Below are 18,648 nucleotides of genomic sequence, written 5' to 3'. Positions count from 1 at the left end.
CTTTATTATTTACGCACACCTTCAATAGACAGCCCAATATCAACATGGGTAGACGCTGGGCCTAAATTATAATCAATGCCGTAATCGGTCAGTTTTAAACTGGTTTCGCCCTCAAAACCAGCACGGTAGCCACCCCAAGGGTCTTGCCCTTCACCCACTTTATCCATTTTAAACGTAATGCGTTTAGTTACGCCATGTAAAGTAAAGTCGCCCGTTACTGTGGCTGTATCATCATCGGTAAATTTCACATTGGTGCTTTTAAATGTTGCTGTTGGGTATTTATCCACATTTAAAAAGTCTTTACCGCGTAAGTGTTTATCACGCTCAGCATGGTTAGAGTCTAAACTTGCTGTATCTATATTTACTAAAATATTAGACCCTGTTTGCGCTTTAGCGTCGTAACTGAAGCTGCCATCAAAACGGTTAAATCGCCCGTGCAGCCAGCTGTAGCCTAAATGCTTAATTTTAAAGGTAATAAATGCATGCGCCCCTTGCGTATCAATTACATAATCTGCTGCATTTGCAGTGGCCGATAACATCATTACACCCGATAGAGCTGCACTTACTAGTCTTTTTTTCATGTTAGTATTCCTTTGGTTTGATCATTCTTGTTAAGGTTTTATCTTTATCAATAAAGTGGTGCTTTAATGCCCCCAGTGCATGCAAAACAGCCAAGCCAATTAATGTACACGCACCGTAGTAATGAATTTTTCCGGCAATATCGGCTTGTCCATCAAAGCTATAATCCAAAGCAGGTACATTAAATATCGAAAAAACGGCGATTGCTCTGCCATCGGCGGTAGAAATCAAATATCCCGCCACTACAATGACTGCTAAAATTAGGTACATAACAATATGCGCGGTATGTGCAATGTGGTTTACTGTTTTATTTTGACTAAGGGGGCGAGGTTTGGGGCTGAATACACGCCACAAAATTCTAAAAATAAGCACTGCGGCGAGCGTTATACCGATACTTTTATGTAAATCCAGTGAGCCTTTATACCAGCTGTCGTAATAGGTTAGCTCAACCATGTATAAGCCCAAGCCAAATAAACCAAACACGGTAAAAGCCATCAACCAGTGTAAAGTAATGGCAATAAGGCCATAAGATGTGGGCGTATTTTTAAACATGTGGGTTCCTCTAAATTCAATAATTTAAGAATATAGAGGGTGAAGAAAAACTAAAATAGCGTATACAAACAGCATCTGTGCATATACGCACATACAACTTGAGCTACAGTTTTACTAATTAGCTATTTGGTGTGTCAGTAAGGTTTATGTAAATTAGGCTATCAGGTGAGACTTGCAAACAGCTAATTAAGCCTTCTTTTATAAGCTCAAGCATAGCAATAAAGCTAACCACTACACCGCTTCGCCCTTCACTAAGGGTGAATAAATCGTTAAACGGCAGCGCTTTTTTTGCGTTACTCAGCTGGGCTAAAATTTTGCTCATCCGCTCACGGGTAGAGAGGGTTTCTGCTGTCACTTTGTGATGCTCAAATGTTTTGGCGCGCGCCATCACGTCGCTCAGTGCTAACATTAAATCTTTTAACTCAAGCTCTGGCAGGTTTTGAGCGGTATTTTCAATAACCGGCATAGTTGCATGTGCGACAAAAATATCACGGCCTACACGGGGGATGGCATCTATATTTTCGGCTGCTTTTTTAAACTGCTCGTATTCTTGTAAACGCTTGATCAGTTCTGCGCGGGGGTCTTCCTCTTCTTCGAGCTCCTCGTGCACAGGCAATAACAGACGCGATTTTATTTGTGCCAATAACGCTGCCATTACTAAGTACTCACCGGCAAGCTCTAACTGAAACTCACTCATCATTTCTACATAACTGACATATTGCTCAGTAATGCTAAAAATAGAGAGTTCGAGCACATCTAACTTGTGCTTTTTTATTAAATACAGCAGTAAATCAAGCGGGCCTTCAAAGGTTTCCAAAATAATTTCAAGTGCATCGGGCGGAATGTATAAATCTTCAGGTTTATCTACAACGGCTTTGCCATGCAAAAAAGCCAGTGGCAGCTTTTGCTGCACTGGCTCACTTTGAGTCTTTTTTTCGCCCTGTGTTGTATCACTCACCAAGGTTACTCAAACGGGCTGGTATCGCCACACCCTACACGCAAAATGTGAATATCATCTTCTGATAGGTCAATAACCGTGGTTGCTTGTTCTGCAAGGTGTCCGCCGTCAATAATTAAATCTACGTGTTTATCTAAACGCGTTAAGATTTCATCTGGGTCTGATTCTGTGAACTCTTCTCCTGGTAAAATTAACGAACACGACATTAACGGCTCCCCAAGCTCTGCAAGTAATGCACATGCAATTGGATGCTCTATAACGCGCATACCAATGGTTTTTTTCTTATCGTTTAATAACCGCTTTGGCACCTCTTTTGTGCCTTTAAAAATAAAGGTGTATGGCCCTGGCGTATTATTTTTAATAAGCCTAAACATTTGGTTATCTACACGGGCATAAGTTGCCAGCTCAGATAAATCACGGCATACCAGCGTAAAGTTATGGTGTTTTTCTATTCCACGAATACGCTCAATGCGCTCTTTTGCTTGCTTATTACCGAGGTTACACCCTATCGCGTAGCCTGAATCTGTTGGGTATACAACAACTCCGCCCTGTTTAATAATATCAACCGCTTGGCTAATAAGTCGTGTCTGTGGGTTTGCTGGGTGAATATGAATTAATTGACTCATGATAATACTCCTTCTTGCCCTTCCCACACTTGCCAAACCCCTTGGCAGTCTTTGGGTAAGTATAAGTTTTTACCTAGTTCTAAATAACTAGTTGGAAAATGAAAGTCAGAACCTTGCGAGCACAGTAAACCGTACTCTTGGCTCAATTGCCCTAAAAATTGGCGTTCAGTAGGCGCTTGCTGCGGCTGCGCAACTTCCATGGCATCGCCCCCGTCACTTTTGTATTGCACAAGTAACTTACGTAACCATTTATTAGACATTTGATAACGCCCTGGGTGTGCAAGTACTGCAACCCCGCCCGCAGCATGAATGGCGCTAATGGCTGTTTGCATATCACACCAATTGCTTGGAACATAACCTGTTTTGCTGCGCCCTAAGTACTTTTTAAATACCCCAGGAAAATTTTTAGCTACGCCTCTTTCAATCAATGCACGCGCAAAATGTGCACGGGTAATTTGGGCGTTTTCTGCCAGCGCCTTGGCTTGTTCGTAAATGCCATCAAAACCGTTTTTTGCCAGCCTTTTGCCAATTTCAATGGCGCGTTCATCACGCTTTTGCTGCTGCGCCGATAACAATGATGTAAGGGCATTGTTATTTATATCAATATTTAGCCCAACAATATGTATTTCAAAGCTTTCCCACTTGGTAGAAATTTCTACGCCAGATATAAGCTTAAGCGGTAGGTTTTCTGTTTCGATAAACGCTTTTGCCGGCGTAATAGCAGCCACAGTGTCGTGATCGGTTATCGCAAACACATCAATGTTTTTTTCTACGGCGCGGTTTAATAATTGCTCAACTGTTAAATGTCCGTCTGAATGCGTTGTATGGCTGTGTAAATCGTATTTTATCAAAAGAAAACTGCTTAAATTTAAGGGTAATAGATGTTTATATAAGTATAACAACTTTTTTGACTAAATTGTTTTAAATAAACACTTGACACAAAAGCGCTAAATACGTTTTACTGTAGCCACTTTAAGACACATTAAGAATTAATAAAAATGATCAATTCAATTCAACACACTATTTGGTGGTGGCACTCATAATTTTTGGGTGATGAATTGTCGTGTCTAGCAAATATTCAAAACCCGCAACTATGCGGGTTTTTTTATAACTAAATTTTACGTATTTAATTTTTTATTTTGAGGCAAAAAAACATGAATAACGGTCTTACTCTTACACATCGTTGGTGGTGGCGCCTGATATAGCGGGACGGTAATGATCTGTTTGTAATTTAGATATCGTTATTCAAACCCCGCATTGCAAAAGCATTGCGGGGTTTTATTTTTTGAGGGAATGAGGTTTGATTTTTAGTCATATAACTACCACACCAGGCGAAGTTACTAGCATAACGCAAGTGCGCGACTACATTAGTAGCCCACTTGCACTTTATGCAGCACTTGATAAGCCTAATTCGCTACTGCTTGAATCAGCCGAGATTGATTCTAAAGACAGTGTTAAAAGCTTAATTTTAGTTGACTGCGCGCTGCGCATTGTTTGCCAAGGTAAAACCGTCACGGTAAGTGCTCAATCTAATAACGGTAAACAGTTACTGCCATATTTAAGAGCCAATGTACAAAGCTGCGATGCAACCTTAACCGACACAAGCCTAAATCTTGTTTATAAAGGCGGCTCTAATGACATTGACGAGGCAAGTAAACTGGTTGCCGATAATGCATTTAGCGCACTACGCACCTGTATAAACAGTATCAAAAGCACCACCGAAAACCCGTTTTCGGTATTTTTAGGCGGTGTATTTGCCTACGACATGGTGGCTAATTTTGAGCAGCTAAGCGACGTACCCGATGGCGAAAACACCTGCCCAGACTACGTATTTTACTTAGCCGAAACCTTAGTGGTTATCGACCATCAAAAACAAACCACTGAGCTTATTGGTAATGTGTTTAATGGCCCAGACGTACACGCTAATTGTTTTGAAGTAGGTAAAGAGCTAGAACGATTAAATGCCCTATGCGATAAAGCAGAAGAGTTTAGTGCGCCTATGCAAACAGGCACCTGCGATGTAAATGTTGATATAAGCGATGAAACTTACTGCGAGCAAGTGGTTAAGCTTAAAAAGAACATCGTTGATGGTGATATTTTTCAGGTTGTGCCTTCGCGTACGTTTTCACTGCCCTGCCCTGATTCGTTGCACGCATATAGCCAGCTTAAAAAGCAAAACCCAAGCCCTTATATGTTTTATATGCGCGATGAAGAATTTGCTTTATTTGGCGCCTCACCTGAGTCTGCGCTTAAATACGAAGTACAAAGCAATCAAGTTGAAGTTTACCCTATTGCCGGTACTCGCCCTCGTGGAAAATTTGCCAATGGCACAATCAACCCAGATTTAGACAGCCGTATAGAGCTTGAACTAAGAAACGATCAAAAAGAGCGTGCCGAGCATTTAATGCTAGTTGATTTAGCCCGTAACGATGTAGCACGCATTAGTGTAGCCGGCACGCGCCATGCAAAAGAGCTATTAAAAGTAGACCGCTACTCGCAAGTAATGCACTTGGTTTCTCGCGTGGTGGGCACATTAAAGCCTGAGCTTGATGCACTACATGCTTACCAAGCGTGTATGAACATGGGCACGCTGGTAGGCGCTCCTAAAGTACGTGCCGCCGAACTTGTACGCCAAACCGAAGGCAAACGCCGTGGCAGCTACGGTGGCGCAGTAGGCTATTTAACAGGCGATGGTGCAATGGATAGCTGCATTGTTATTCGCTCAGCGTTTGTTAAAAATAATACCGCGTATGTGCAAGCTGGTGCAGGTGTCGTTTACGATTCTGATCCACAAGCCGAAGCTAACGAAACCCGCGCTAAAGCCCAAGCGGTGATCACCGCCATAAAATCGACTTATGAGGCGGTATAAAATGAGCACAGCAAACCCAATGAAAATATACTTTTTAGATAACTTTGATTCGTTTAGCTACAACCTTGTTGATGAACTAACCATGCTGGGCTGTGAGCTTGTGGTATACAGAAATAACATAAGCGCAGAGGTTATTTTTAATAAAATGCGCCAAGAGCCTGGGCAAGTATTATTAGTGCTTTCGCCAGGACCTGGTGCACCCAGTGATGCAGGTTGCTTAATGGAATTAATCGAACTGGCTAAAGGCCACTTTCCCATGCTGGGCATTTGCCTAGGGCAACAAGCACTTACACAAAGTTATGGCGGAGTAATCGGCCACGCGGGCGAAACCGTACATGGTAAGTCATCAATCATTAATTTAAACCCGCACCCGGTGTTTGAAGGAATGGGCAACACCATGCCCGTAGCACGTTATCATTCATTAATGGCAACCAAGGTACCTGAAAATATTGAGGTAATTGCACAATTTGACGATATTCCTATGGCCATATATCACCACGACGATAAAGCGTTAGGTTATCAATTTCATCCTGAGTCAATACTTACGCCAAATGGTGCAATGCTACTTCAACAAAGTGTTGCGTACTTAACGCGCACCAACTAATAGAGGACATTATGAGTACCCAATCACAAGAGACCATAAATGTTCAATACGCTATTGAGCAACTTATTCAAGGCAAGTCGTTAAACTATGCCCAATCAAACGCATTATTTAACCAAATAATGCAAGGTAACATGAGCGAAATAGAGCTCACTGCATTGCTAATCAGCCTTAAAATAAAAGGCGAAGTAAGCGATGAAATTGCCGGCGCTGCAGCGTCAATGCGAGAAAACGCCGTTGCATTTCCAACCGCTAGCACGCAACTTGCCGATAGCTGCGGCACCGGGGGCGATGGATCAAACACGATTAATATTAGTACTACCGCTGCGATTGTTGCAGCTGCCGCGGGTATTAATATGGTAAAACATGGTAATCGCAGTGTATCGAGTAATTCGGGCTCTGCTGATTTATTAAAAGCACTGGGCATTAATATTGATATGAGCCCAGCACAGGCTGCACAGTGCCTTGAACAAACCCATTTTACCTTTTTGTTTGCACCGCATTATCACAGTGGTGTACGCCACGCGATGGGCGTACGTACTGCGCTTAAAACACGTACCATTTTTAATATTTTAGGCCCGCTTGCTAACCCTGCTGCACCACACGTGCAATTACTGGGTGTTTACGATGAGTCTTTATGTATGCCAATGGCGCAAACACTTAAAACATTAGGCACTAAGCGCGCGATGATAGTGCATGGTTCTGGCACTGATGAAATAGCCCTGCACGGCCCAACTAACGTAGTTGAGCTAAACAATGGCGAAATAACGCAGTACACATTAAACCCAAGCGACTTTGACCTTGCAAACTATTCACTTGAACAACTAGCCGGTGAAGGCCCACAATACAACGCAAATGCGAGCCTTGCTATTTTACAAGGTAAAGGCAGTGATGCGCACAATGCTGCAATCGTGGTCAATGTGGCTGCACTTTTATACCTAAGCGGTAAAGTACAGTCATTAAAAGAAGGCGCACAACAGGTACAAACATTACTAAGTTCAGGCAAAGCCATGAACACATTAAATGCAATTATTGAGGTAAGTCATGGCTAATGTATTAGACAAAATTGTTGCTGATAAAAAACAAGAGCTAATAGAGCGTAAAGCCGCGCGCCCACTAGAGAGCTTTAAACACCTAGCAGTGCCAACCAGCCGCAGCTTTTATAAAGCGTTAGCAAAGCCGGGTACGCAGTTTATTTTAGAATGTAAAAAAGCATCTCCTTCAAAAGGGCTAATAAGAGAGCCGTTTGATTTAACCGAGATCACCTCTGTTTATAAAAAATACGCCAGCTGCATGAGCGTACTTACAGATACTAAATACTTTCAAGGTAGTTTTGATTATTTAGAGTTTGTACGTAGCCAAGTAGAGCAACCACTTATTTGTAAAGACTTTTTTATTGATGAGTACCAAGTTTACATGGCACGTATTTATGGCGGCGATGCTATATTACTAATGCTTTCAGTGCTTGATGATGAACAATATAAAGCGCTACATGCAGTTGCCGACTCGCTTAACATGTCGGTATTAACCGAAGTAAGTAACGAAGAAGAAGTGCACCGTGCCCTTGCACTTGATGCGCAAATTATTGGTATTAATAACCGTGACCTTCGCGATTTAAGCACTGATTTAGCAACCACCGAAAAGCTACGTAAACTCATCCCACAAGATAACGTGGTTATCTCAGAGTCAGGTATTTACACTCATCAAGATGTTAAACGCCTAGCGCCATTATGTGATGGCTTTTTAATTGGCAGTTCTTTAATGGCTGAGCGCGATTTAGAACAAGCCTGCAAAAAAGTGATTTTAGGTGATAACAAAGTGTGCGGTTTAACCCGAGCACAAGACGTACAGGCCGCTTACAACAACGGCGCAGTGTACGGTGGACTCATTTTTTACCCTAAGTCGCCTCGTTATGTTGATTTAGATTGTGCGATTGAGCTGAGCCAAAGTGCGCCACTTAAATTTGTCGGTGTTTTTGTTAATGCAAGCCCGCAGCAAGTGGTACTATACGCGCACGAACTAAAACTTGCCGCAGTACAATTACACGGTCAAGAAAGTGACGATTACATTGCCGCATTACGTACACAGTTACCTAAAGGTTGTGAAATTTGGAAAGCACAGGCAATTAAAGATACATTGCCAACCCCAGCTACGGGCGTAGACCGCCATCTTTATGATACCCACAGCGATACACAAGCCGGTGGTACAGGTAAAGCATTTGATTGGGCAGTACTGCGCGACGCAACAACCCCCTTTACGCTAGCGGGTGGCTTAAATCCAGACAATATAAAAGACGCGCTTTCTCAAGGCGCCCTAGGCCTTGATTTAAATTCAGGCGTTGAAGAATCTGCGGGTAAAAAGTGCCCTATCAAATTACAAAATGCTTTTACAAGCATCAGAAATTATTGAGGTTATAATGCAAAATCCAGCTTATTTTGGCGAGTTTGGCGGTATGTTTGTACCTGAGCTACTTGTCCCTGCGCTTAAGCAGTTAGAGAACGAATTTAACAAAGCACAAAAAGACCCTGAATTTCAGGCTGAGTTTACAAAATTATTAAACGAGTATGCCGGTCGCCCTACGCCGCTTACATTAACGCGTAATTTAATTAAAAACCCTAAAGTAAAACTTTACCTAAAACGTGAAGATTTACTGCACGGCGGCGCACACAAAACCAACCAAGTACTTGGTCAAGCGTTGCTAACTAAACGTATGGGTAAAAAAGAAGTTATTGCCGAAACTGGAGCGGGCCAACACGGCGTGGCAACAGCCCTAGCCTGTGCATTACTTGGCTTAAAATGCCGCATTTATATGGGTGCTAAAGACGTTGAGCGCCAACAGCCTAACGTATTTAGGATGAAATTAATGGGCGCAGAGGTTATTCCGGTAACCGCTGGCTCTGGCACATTAAAAGATGCGGTAAACGAAGCGCTACGTGACTGGTCTGCAAACTACCAAGACGCTCATTACTTACTTGGTACCGCAGCGGGTCCTCACCCATTCCCAACAATTGTACGAGAGTATCAAAAAATCATTGGTGAAGAAGCTAAACAACAAGTACTAAAAGCAGAAGGACGCTTACCAGATGCCGTACTAGCCTGTGTTGGCGGTGGCTCTAATGCCATTGGTATGTTTACTGACTTTATTGGCGAGCCTAGTGTAAAACTTATTGGTGTAGAGCCTGCAGGTAAAGGCCTAGATACCCACGAGCACGGCGCTACAATTTGTAAAGGTACTAAAGGTATTTTGCACGGTACCTATACGTACATTATGCAAAACGACGATGGTCAAATTGAAGAGTCATACTCAGTATCTGCCGGTCTTGATTACCCAGCAGTTGGACCACAGCACGCGTTTTTACACGAAACAGGCCGTGCTCAATATGTGGGTATTACCGATACAGAAGCGCTTGACGCGTTCCAAGCACTGGCTAAAAACGAAGGTATTATTCCAGCTCTTGAATCAAGCCATGCCCTTGCTTATGCGCTTAAATACGCCGAAGAGCAAACAGAAGAAAGCATTTTGGTGGTTAACTTAAGTGGCCGTGGCGATAAAGATTTAACCCACGTACACAGTGTTTTATCACAAGGAGGTCAACTATGAGCCAGTTAAATACAGATCGTTACGGTAAAACCTTTGCTGCACTTAATGAGCAAAAACAAGGTGCATTTGTACCATTTGTTACCATTGGCGACCCAGGTAAAGAGCAAAGTATTGCCATTATTAAAAGCTTAATCGATGGCGGCGCGGATGCACTGGAGCTAGGTATTCCGTTTTCGGACCCAATCGCCGATGGCCCAGTTATTCAAGCGGCGAATATTCGCGCTCTCGATGTAAACATTAACACGCAAGATTGCTTTGATATTATTAAAGAAATACGCGATTACAATGCAGATATTCCAATTGGCTTATTATTGTATTCAAACCTTGTGTTTAAACGCGGTTTAGAAACATTTTATAAAGATGCTAAAGCAGCGGGCGTAGACTCTATTTTAGTTGCTGATGTACCACTTCATGAGTCTAAAATGTTTAGAAAAGCAGCCATGGCAAACGGTGTAGACCCAATATTTATTGCCACACCAAATGCCGATGACGATACTCTGCGCCAATGTGCATCTTACGGCCGTGGCTACACGTATTTATTATCGCGTGCGGGTGTTACCGGCACTGATACTAAAGCGCAAATGCCAGCGGGTAACATAGTAACTAAGCTAAAAGAATACCATGCAGCCCCTGCTTTATTAGGCTTTGGTATTTCTACTCCCGATGATGTAAAAGCCGCTCTAAACGCCGGCGCAGCTGGTGCTATTTCAGGCTCAGCCGTTGTTAAAATCATTGAGGCCAACCTAAATGATTTAGACGCGATGACAACGCAGTTAAAAGCGTTTGTAGCTGATATGAAAGCGGCCACCGCACTGTAAAAGCTTAAAATTTACGCCTTAAAAAAGGGCATTTAAAATGCCCTTTTTTATTAAGCTCTACACTTAGTGAGCTTGATGCTTACCTTCTAAAATTTCTTCAATAAATTTTGCATTAAATGCTTCTAAATCTGCAGGACTGCGACTTGTTACTAAACCTTGGTCTACACTCACCTCTTCATCAACCCAGTTTGCACCAGCATTGATTAAATCACTTTTAATGCTTGGGAATGATGTAACGGTACGGTCGCGTAATTTATTAATTTCGGCAAGTAACCAAGGGGCATGGCAAATAGCTGCAACGGGTTTGTTTTTCTCGGCGCCAAAAAAACCATCTATAAACGCTTTTGCGTGCTTATCCTGGCGTAACGTATCTGGGTTAAATAAGCCACCTGGCAGCATAAGCGCATCGTAATCGCTGGCACTGGCATTTGTAACAAGTTTATCTACGCTTACTTTGTCGCCCCATTTATCTTCATCCCAGCCGGTGATTTCACCCTCTTTTACCGACACAATATCGATATCGGCGCCAGCATTAAGTAAAGCATCACGTGGAGATAATAGCTCACTTTGCTCAAAGCCATCGGTGGCTAAAATAGCAATTTTTTTACCTTGTAAACGAGTGCTTGTTTGTAATGTAGACATATAGATCTCCTTATTGCGTTTAATAAAATGTTTCAATCACCCTATTAAAAGCATAAGCGATGCCAAATTTAACCTTTTGAAAATTATGGATTATATAAATTAAAGCTATCAAAGCTATGTAAATCATTTAGAGGGTTTGAACAATCTACATAGCTTAATTTAAAGTGCGTATTAAAAACCAGCACACAAGCTTTGCTTACAAGATTAAGTAGTTAGGCATTAACTAAAAGCTGGGGATTTATTTTGTAGACGCACCCTATTAGCGGGGTGCGCCGAACTATAATTTTATGATTAATAGCGCTAACTAAACCTAAAAAGGTAACCGGGCTTAGCAAGTATTGGTTGCAGGAACTAGTCGCTGGTACTGGTCACTGGTACCGGTCAATGCAAGTTGCTATTTAAAGGAGATCTTTTAATGCTTTGGCTGGTTTAAATACGGGCTTGTTAGCGCCTTCTATTTCAATGCTTTCGCCTGTTTGTGGGTTACGGCCAGTGCGCGCTGGGTAGTAGCTTAAAGCGAATGTACCAAATCCATTAATTTGCACTTGGTCGCCTACAGATAACGATTTAGTAATTACTTTTTGTAAGCTAGTAAGGGCTGCTTGTGTGTCTTTTTTTGTTAGTTCACTGCGTTTTGCTATTTGGGCAACAAGTTGTGCTTTGTTCATTGTAGGCTCCTAAATGCACACTTAATCAGTGTTGGTTAAGCGTGGGAATATGATGATGGATAATTAAAGCCACGCAGGCTAAGGCTTACAGGGCAACAAGTCAACCTTGTAGTTGCCTAGTGTTATGTGGTAAAAACTTCCCTGACTTCTTTTTGTATAATTTAGGTAGTATATGCACGCATTGATTGAATACATCCCGCTAATATTATTTTTTGCGGTATTTAAATTAGTTGATATTTACTGGGCAACAGGCCTTTTAATGGTCACTACGCTTATTCAAGTTGCGTATAGCTACTTTAAGCACGGCCATGTACCTGCCCGCCAATGGCTATTTTTTGCTATTGCAGCGGTGTTTGGCACATTAACCTTAGTACTCCACGATGAGCAGTATATAAAATGGAAAGCCACGTTAATTTATGCCGGCTTAAGCCTTACCTTATTAATTAGCCGTTACGTACTGAATAAAAATCTTGTTAAAAAAGCCCTTAGCTCAATTCTCGAAAACGCCAACGACTCTAAACAGGCGATTGAAGTACCTGAGCCGGTGTGGAATAAGCTTAACTTAATGTGGGTTGCCATTACCGCAGGTATTGCAGTGCTGAATATTTACATTGCGTATAATTTCTCACTCGATTTTTGGGTTAACTTTAAAGTGTTTGGCTTAATGGCCATTACCTTTGTGAGTATTTTAATCACTATTTTTGCTTTGTATAAGTACTTCCCTGATGAAGAAGAACCCGCAAAGTAAAACACCTTCGTCATAAAAATGTCGTCTTTGCTTGATAGCGTGTAAAAAAAATCAATCAGAGACGACCTTGAACGCCAATCAATACCGCTGGTTTGAATTTACCCTAATATTTGTTTTATTGCCTTTAATAGGCTTTACCCTTCGTAGTTACCTAGCTAACTGGCTAATACCCGCACTGATTGTTTTAATGAGTGTGTGCTGCATGTTATTACTGAACGACCCTCACTTTAAGCGATTTAGACTCACAAGCATGGGGCAGTTTTCTGCGGTAAAGCGACGTTTATTTAGTTTCTTTTTTTTAGGAGCGCTTTTTTCAGGCGTGTTTTACGGCATTATTCACCAAGAAAACTGGTTTAGTATGCCGCTGCACTCATTTTATAACTGGTTACTTTTACTGCTTCTATACCCGCTGCTGTCGGTATTACCACAAGAGCTAATTTTTAGAACCTACTTTTTTCATCGCTATAAACGCATTATGCCCAAAAAAAGAGTGCGTATAGTGGTAAGCGCAACGGTGTTTGCCCTTGCCCATATTGTGTATGCCAATTGGGTGGCTGTAGGCTTAGCATTTTTAGGCGGGTTATTATTTTCGTTTACCTACGCGCAAAGCCGCTCAACCATAGTGTGTGTAATAGAGCATAGCTTATGGGGATTGTGGATGTTTACACTGGGGATTGGCAGTTCATTAGACTCAGGAGCTATCAGCTAACAAGCTAAGCCGCTATTTTAAACACAAAAAAGCCGCGTTAATACGCGGCTTTTGAAAACTTTCTTTTAGCCTAAAATCCAAATAACTTAAAGGCAAAAAACTTAGTCGCTACTGTGTTAATAAATATGGCTAATAAAATAACCGGAATAAACGTAGAAAGCGAAAAGTTAACGTATTTCTCCATAAAGCTACCGGCGTAATTTGGTGAGCCTTGGCTTAGCTCATCTGTTAGGCGCGCTTTTTTCCAGCGGTACATAACAAATAAACACACCATTAAACCATTCAGTGGCAATATAGTGTCGTAAAATACATCATAAACAATATCAAAAAAGCTTTTATTACCGCTGCCGTAACTAGTAAACGACGTTAGGCTATCAACCATACCAAACGACATAGTACATAATATAGTTAACACACCGGTGGCTAGCGTTAAAATACCTAAGGCTTTTTTACGGCTGATCCCTTTGCGGTCGCTAAGGGTCGCTGTAGGTACTTCTACAATTGATACAAGCGAAGTAATCGCAGCAAAAAACACTAATAAAAAGAACGAAAACGCCACTGCAGACGCGCCAAAGTAACCAATGTCATTTTGTAGTGCTAATAAAATTTTAGGTAAGTATACAAATATCATCGATACAGACGAGTCAGAAAGCGCGGCTGGGTCAGTATTAGGATCAAAACTAAATATTGCCGGTAACACCATTAAACCGGCAACAAATGCCACTAATGAGTCGGTAATAGCTACCATTTTAGCACTGCCAACAATATCATCTTTTTTAGATATGTAAGAGGCGTACGTCATTAAAATGCCCATACCTAGCGATAGTGAGAAAAACGCTTGGCTTAGTGCACCATTAAGCACGCTGGCACTCATTTTAGAAAAGTCAGGAATAACATAATATTTAACACCAGCCATGGCGTTATCAAGCGTTAATACATACGCTACAAGGGCAAGCAACATAACAAATAAAGCCGGCATTAAAAACTTAGCGGCTTTTTCTATGCCTTGTTTAACCCCACCCAATAAAATAAGGTTAACTATAATAACGACCACAGCCATGTAGCCAAAAACGGTGTAGCTATTTATAAAGCTGCCAAAATGGCTCGGATCTGCCAATGCATCTAAATTACCCATGGCGGTTTGGCTTAAGTAACCAAAAATCCACACGGTAATAACCATGTAAAATACGGCAATCATAAACGGCGTTAATACAGCCAAAAAGCCTGCAAACTTCCATTTTTTGTCGTTATTTGCCAGCGCTTTGTACGAACCAAGTGGATCTTTTTGCGCGTTACGACCCATGGCCATTTCAGCCATCATTACCGGTAAACAAATAAAAGCAACAAACAAAGCGTATACAAGTAAAAATGCACCACCACCATTTTTAGTTGCCGACACAGGAAAACCTACTAAGTTGCCAATACCCACTGCCGAACCTGCTGCAGCAAGTATAAAGCCAAGACGGGAGCTAAAATGCTCTCTATTATTGCTCATGTATTAACCTTGTTATTTTTAAGTTATTCAAGCGACTCTACCAGTGTTGTGCCGCGCTTTTCAAGCAATTACACACTAAAAATAATTAATAACTGTAAACCTAGCTTTAACGGTAATTTGTTCACCAACTATCAACGTTGTGCTAGTATTTGCGTTATTAAACTTAACATTTTTTTGAGAATTACTATGTTGTACATGATTTATTCAACCGACGTTGAAAACAGCTTACCGCTTAGAAAAGAAGCCCGCCCCGCCCACTTAGCACGTTTAAGCGAACTTGACTCTCAAAACCGTTTACTTGTTGCCGGCCCACTGCCAGCAATCGACAGTGAAGACCCGCAAGATGCTGGATTTACAGGCTCATTAGTCATTGCCGAATTTGATTCACTTGAAAAAGCACGTGAATGGGCAGCCTCTGATCCATACGTTGCAGCCGGCGTTTACGCAAACACCGTTGTAAAACCATATAAAAAAGTATTACCAGCGTAACGAACACCCTGAATTTAAAACGTTATTTAATTCAGGGTTGGTTCACTGCTAATTAATTAAGCTGGCGAACGTAAAAGCGCATATTGGACGTTTTTACTTGAGTTTTAGTAGCTTAGTTAATTAGAATAGCTGGGTTTGATCTAGGAGTTCCCGTCATGCGTGTATTATTAACCCTTGGTTTAATTGCCTGTATTAGCGTCAGTGGCGCCGTACACGCAAGTTCGACTGTTACCAAAGCAGTTAAAAAAACTGAGATCAGCAAAAAGAAAGCCGTAATACTTGCAAAAGAAGAAACTGACGGTAAAACCTTAAAAATTACAGAACAAGCAAAATTTTATACTGTACGTATACTCAAATCTGACGGCCACGTCGTTGATTTACATATAAATAAAAAAACCGGCGAAGTGAAAAAGGATTAGCAAATGCGAATTTTAGTTATAGAAGATGATTTACACTTAGCAGACAACCTACGTAATGCTTTAGAGAAAGAACGTTACAGTGTTGATTTATGTCACGATGGCGAAGCTGGCCTATTCCATATTACAGAGTACCCGCTAGATATGGCGGTGGTTGATTTAGGCTTACCAAAAATTGACGGTATTGAGCTAATCAATAAAGCACGTGCACAAGGCGTGACAATCCCTATTTTAATCTTAACGGCGCGCGACCGCTGGCAAGACAAAGTTGAAGGCCTAGATGCAGGTGCCGACGACTACTTAACCAAGCCGTTTCATGTTGAAGAATTAATTGCGCGTTGTAACGCACTTATTCGCCGCAGTGCGGGTAAAGCAAACCCTGAAATGACAGCGGGTCCAATTAAAATTCATACTCGCTCACAACAAGTTTGGGTTAACGACAAAGAACTTAGCCTTACGGCTTATGAGTACAAAGTACTTGAGTATTTGATGGTTAACCCGCAAAAAGTAATTTCTAAATCAGAACTTACTGAGCACATTTACGACCAAGATTTCGATCTTGATTCTAACGTTATCGAAGTATTTGTACTTCGTCTGCGTAAAAAATTAGACCCTGAAGGCACATTAAACCCAGTAGAAACACTACGTGGGCGTGGTTACAGGCTTAAAAGTCAGTGGTAGCATCGCAAATATCGCTTAAAATAAGGCAAGGATTTATCCTTGTCTTTGTTTTATTGGTGGCACTGCCTATTTTGTTTTACTCGATTGGTAAAGCGTATTACGCCTCATTAGTCGAAACCACCGAAAAAAATCTAGAAGCCCACTTATACTCCCTTATTTCTGAAGTCGACTTTACTGAGCGCGGCATTATTATGCCCAGCACAATTTTAACGCCTGAGCTAAATAACTTAAATTCAGATACCTACGCCATGATTTACCGCGATGATGTACCTGTGTGGCACTCAGAGTCGGCAGTAAACGTAAACTTTAAACCCGAGTACATAGAGCCTAAAGCCGGTGCGGCCGACTTTAGACGTGTGGTTTACAACAATGCGGTTTACTGGCAGTTAAGCCTAACAGTCATTTTAAATAATATTGACCAATCTGAGCAGGCACGTTTTATATTACTTAAACGAAACGATGCATTGCTAAGGTTAATGGATGGCTTTAAGCAAACACTAGTCGATTGGATGTTTATAATGGGTATAGCGATTGCCGGCTTAATGGCAATTGGGTTTATTTGGAGCGGCCGGCCGTTACAACGTCTTGATAAAGAAATAAAAGCCATTGAGTCGGGCGATATTCAAGAAATTAGAGGCTTATACCCTGTAGAGCTGCAAACAATTAAATCAGACCTAAACTTATTACTAGAGTCGCAGCAACGTCAAAAAGAGCGCTACAGAGCCTCTTTAAGTGACCTAGCACATGCATTAAAAACCCCCCTTGCAGTATTAAAATCAAGCCCGCTTGCTAATGATGCCGATGCCCAAGAGCAACTTGATAGAATAAATGTGATGATCGAGCATCAGTTAAAGCGTGCAGCTACTGGCGCCTCAGATACATGGAAAAAACAAACTCCAGTTAAACCTGTGGTTGATTCTATTTTAAGTGCAATGGCCAAGGTATACCGCGATAAAGACATTATATTTAATTGTACCGTGACCGATAAAGATTACTTTTTAGGTGACCAAACAGATTTAATGGAATTACTGGGTAATTTAATTGATAACGCCTGTAAAGCGTGTCGCTCACAAGTAGAAATACAAGTCATTCAAAGTAAAACACTGTGCATAGGCATTAGTGACGATGGACCCGGTGTACCCGAGGATAAACGCGAGTCTTTATTAACCCGTGGTACCCGCCTTGATACTTACGAAAGCGGCCACGGTGTTGGTATGGCGATAGTCTCGGACTTGGTTAAATCTTATAACGGACACTTAACGATTAATAAGTCGGACACCTTGGGCGGCGCACAATTTATTTTAGAGTTTAATTACAATGATAAAAAATAGCCTTTTAATCACACTTGCGAGCCTATTAGCACTAAGTGCTAATGTCAGTGCGCAAGCACAGTGTACGCTTGAGCAAAGCGCAACGCCAAGCCAAACTAAACGCTATACGCAGTGTTTAGACACCCAAATAAATCAGGCTAAATACAATCAGGGTACTTGGGTTCAAAAACGTAAATATGAACTCACTAAATTAGAAGAGCAAAGCGGAAATACGCAAATACTGATGTTGTTTAAGCGCAGCGTCGACAACCACCAAAAGTATATTGAAGCAAGCTGCCAATGGCGCTACATATTAAAACTGCCAAATGCCAGCCAAGCCGCTATTGATTACAAATTATGTGAACTTGCACTTATTGAACAGTTTACTCAAGTGCTTAAAAAGCCACTTTAAACGGGGATTAACCCTAATGCCGATCAGTTAAGAAATATTTTAATGATCAGTTGACCGATCTTCTATAGATGTAAGAATCCGATGAGCATTTGCCATCGGATTTTTTTATGAATATTAAAACAGCTTTAGACACCGCATTTAATGCCAGTACCCAATTTCATTCGTTTGAAAAACTCTCATCACTTCTAGATCCATCTATTATTGATGAGGCTTTTGTTGAAGCGGGAGTCGCAACCGTCAGAAAGCGTCGCTTACCTCTTGAATCTGTGATGTGGTGCGTCATGGGGATGAGTCTTTTTAGGCAAGAGTCAGTGTGGAATATTGCGACTAAGATGGATATTGCACTACCAGGTAAAGCACCGCTTGTTGCACCCAGTGCGATGGTTCAGGCTCGACAGCGCCTAGGAACCAACGCTGTCGAACAATCCTTTAAGAAGATGGCTAAGCATTGGTATCAACAAGGTAAATTCGAAA

22 protein-coding genes are annotated in these 18,648 nt (G+C 41.5%); 14 read left to right on the top strand and 8 right to left on the bottom strand.

All coding sequences use genetic code 11. From position 1 onward, the window contains the following. Positions 1–5 precede the first annotated feature (5 nt). The 5 genes from PSI06_RS01100 to rnm form a co-directional block, all read right to left on the bottom strand. Positions 6–581 (bottom strand): YceI family protein, encoded by a 576-nt coding sequence (locus tag PSI06_RS01100; RefSeq protein WP_273602678.1) that lies wholly within the window; start codon positions 579–581, stop codon positions 6–8. A gap of 1 nt (position 582) precedes the next feature. Then, positions 583–1,131 (bottom strand): cytochrome b, encoded by a 549-nt coding sequence (locus PSI06_RS01095; RefSeq protein WP_248442125.1) that lies wholly within the window; start codon positions 1,129–1,131, stop codon positions 583–585. A gap of 118 nt (positions 1,132–1,249) precedes the next feature. After that, a complete protein-coding gene (locus PSI06_RS01090; RefSeq protein WP_273602679.1) occupies positions 1,250–2,089 on the bottom strand; it encodes a segregation and condensation protein A in 840 nt (279 codons plus the stop codon). 5 nt (positions 2,090–2,094) lie between these two features. Continuing rightward, on the bottom strand, positions 2,095–2,715 hold the full coding sequence (locus tag PSI06_RS01085) for an L-threonylcarbamoyladenylate synthase (protein ID WP_273602680.1): 621 nt from the start codon (positions 2,713–2,715) through the stop codon (positions 2,095–2,097). Further along, the gene (gene rnm / locus PSI06_RS01080; RefSeq protein ID WP_273602681.1) at positions 2,712–3,566 is read right to left on the bottom strand and encodes an RNase RNM; all 855 of its coding nucleotides are present in this window, start codon (positions 3,564–3,566) and stop codon (positions 2,712–2,714) included. Before rnm ends, PSI06_RS01085 begins: the two co-directional genes overlap by 4 nt. A 449-nt stretch (positions 3,567–4,015) precedes the next feature. On the opposite strand from rnm, the gene PSI06_RS01075 reads away from it, so the two are divergent. Genes PSI06_RS01075 through trpA form a run of 6 tightly spaced genes read left to right on the top strand, consistent with a single transcriptional unit; the run spans position 4,016 to position 10,604 of the window. After that, on the top strand, positions 4,016–5,584 hold the full coding sequence (locus PSI06_RS01075; protein WP_273602682.1) for an anthranilate synthase component 1: 1,569 nt from the start codon (positions 4,016–4,018) through the stop codon (positions 5,582–5,584). A gap of 1 nt (position 5,585) precedes the next feature. Continuing rightward, positions 5,586–6,188, top strand: a complete 603-nt coding sequence (locus PSI06_RS01070; protein WP_004586792.1) for an aminodeoxychorismate/anthranilate synthase component II — start codon at positions 5,586–5,588, stop codon at positions 6,186–6,188. 11 nt (positions 6,189–6,199) lie between these two features. Then, positions 6,200–7,237, top strand: a complete 1,038-nt coding sequence (gene trpD / locus PSI06_RS01065; RefSeq protein WP_273602683.1) for an anthranilate phosphoribosyltransferase — start codon at positions 6,200–6,202, stop codon at positions 7,235–7,237. Beyond that, a complete protein-coding gene (gene trpCF / locus PSI06_RS01060; RefSeq protein ID WP_273602684.1) occupies positions 7,230–8,594 on the top strand; it encodes a bifunctional indole-3-glycerol-phosphate synthase TrpC/phosphoribosylanthranilate isomerase TrpF in 1,365 nt (454 codons plus the stop codon). Before trpD ends, trpCF begins: the two co-directional genes overlap by 8 nt. Positions 8,595–8,601: 7 nt before the next feature. Further along, on the top strand, positions 8,602–9,786 hold the full coding sequence (gene trpB, locus PSI06_RS01055) for a tryptophan synthase subunit beta (RefSeq protein WP_273602685.1): 1,185 nt from the start codon (positions 8,602–8,604) through the stop codon (positions 9,784–9,786). Beyond that, positions 9,783–10,604, top strand: a complete 822-nt coding sequence (gene trpA, locus PSI06_RS01050) for a tryptophan synthase subunit alpha (protein WP_004586796.1) — start codon at positions 9,783–9,785, stop codon at positions 10,602–10,604. Before trpB ends, trpA begins: the two co-directional genes overlap by 4 nt. Before the next feature lie 63 nt (positions 10,605–10,667). Here trpA and PSI06_RS01045 read toward each other — a convergent pair whose 3' ends face one another. After that, positions 10,668–11,246, bottom strand: coding sequence for a type 1 glutamine amidotransferase domain-containing protein (locus PSI06_RS01045; protein ID WP_004586797.1), 579 nt, complete (start codon positions 11,244–11,246; stop codon positions 10,668–10,670). A 398-nt stretch (positions 11,247–11,644) separates the two neighbouring features. After that, positions 11,645–11,914: an HU family DNA-binding protein gene (locus tag PSI06_RS01040; RefSeq protein WP_273602686.1), complete on the bottom strand. Its 270-nt coding sequence runs from the start codon at positions 11,912–11,914 to the stop codon at positions 11,645–11,647. A gap of 172 nt (positions 11,915–12,086) precedes the next feature. Here PSI06_RS01040 and PSI06_RS01035 point away from each other — a divergent pair, with 172 nt between their 5' ends. Both PSI06_RS01035 and PSI06_RS01030 read left to right on the top strand, forming a co-directional pair. Beyond that, on the top strand, positions 12,087–12,662 hold the full coding sequence (locus PSI06_RS01035) for an inner membrane-spanning protein YciB (protein ID WP_004586799.1): 576 nt from the start codon (positions 12,087–12,089) through the stop codon (positions 12,660–12,662). A 67-nt stretch (positions 12,663–12,729) separates the two neighbouring features. Next, on the top strand, positions 12,730–13,371 hold the full coding sequence (locus tag PSI06_RS01030; protein WP_273602687.1) for a CPBP family intramembrane glutamic endopeptidase: 642 nt from the start codon (positions 12,730–12,732) through the stop codon (positions 13,369–13,371). A 70-nt stretch (positions 13,372–13,441) separates the two neighbouring features. Here the strand turns inward: PSI06_RS01030 and PSI06_RS01025 are convergent, their stop codons facing one another. Next, positions 13,442–14,866: a sodium-dependent transporter gene (locus PSI06_RS01025; protein WP_054982639.1), complete on the bottom strand. Its 1,425-nt coding sequence runs from the start codon at positions 14,864–14,866 to the stop codon at positions 13,442–13,444. Between the two features lie 186 nt (positions 14,867–15,052). Between PSI06_RS01025 and PSI06_RS01020 the strand changes: the two genes are divergently transcribed. The 6 genes from PSI06_RS01020 to PSI06_RS00995 all read left to right on the top strand — a co-directional run. Further along, a complete protein-coding gene (locus tag PSI06_RS01020; RefSeq protein WP_004586802.1) occupies positions 15,053–15,355 on the top strand; it encodes a YciI family protein in 303 nt (100 codons plus the stop codon). 155 nt (positions 15,356–15,510) lie between these two features. Then, positions 15,511–15,774, top strand: a complete 264-nt coding sequence (locus PSI06_RS01015; RefSeq protein ID WP_024033445.1) for a PepSY domain-containing protein — start codon at positions 15,511–15,513, stop codon at positions 15,772–15,774. 3 nt (positions 15,775–15,777) lie between these two features. Next, positions 15,778–16,452 (top strand): response regulator transcription factor, encoded by a 675-nt coding sequence (locus PSI06_RS01010; protein ID WP_004586804.1) that lies wholly within the window; start codon positions 15,778–15,780, stop codon positions 16,450–16,452. Beyond that, positions 16,446–17,783: an ATP-binding protein gene (locus PSI06_RS01005; RefSeq protein ID WP_273602688.1), complete on the top strand. Its 1,338-nt coding sequence runs from the start codon at positions 16,446–16,448 to the stop codon at positions 17,781–17,783. Before PSI06_RS01010 ends, PSI06_RS01005 begins: the two co-directional genes overlap by 7 nt. Continuing rightward, positions 17,770–18,174: a hypothetical protein gene (locus tag PSI06_RS01000; RefSeq protein WP_273602689.1), complete on the top strand. Its 405-nt coding sequence runs from the start codon at positions 17,770–17,772 to the stop codon at positions 18,172–18,174. Before PSI06_RS01005 ends, PSI06_RS01000 begins: the two co-directional genes overlap by 14 nt. Before the next feature lie 107 nt (positions 18,175–18,281). After that, positions 18,282–18,648, top strand: a 367-nt coding sequence (locus PSI06_RS00995; RefSeq protein ID WP_273602690.1) for a transposase domain-containing protein, incomplete at its 3' end; no start/stop codon positions are given.

It is taken from the genome of Pseudoalteromonas sp. GABNS16E, from assembly GCF_028598715.1.
GTDB classification, from domain to species: Bacteria; Pseudomonadota; Gammaproteobacteria; order Enterobacterales; family Alteromonadaceae; genus Pseudoalteromonas; species Pseudoalteromonas atlantica.
Note: the sequence above shows the minus strand (reverse complement) of the source record. Positions and strands in the feature narration are given on the sequence as shown.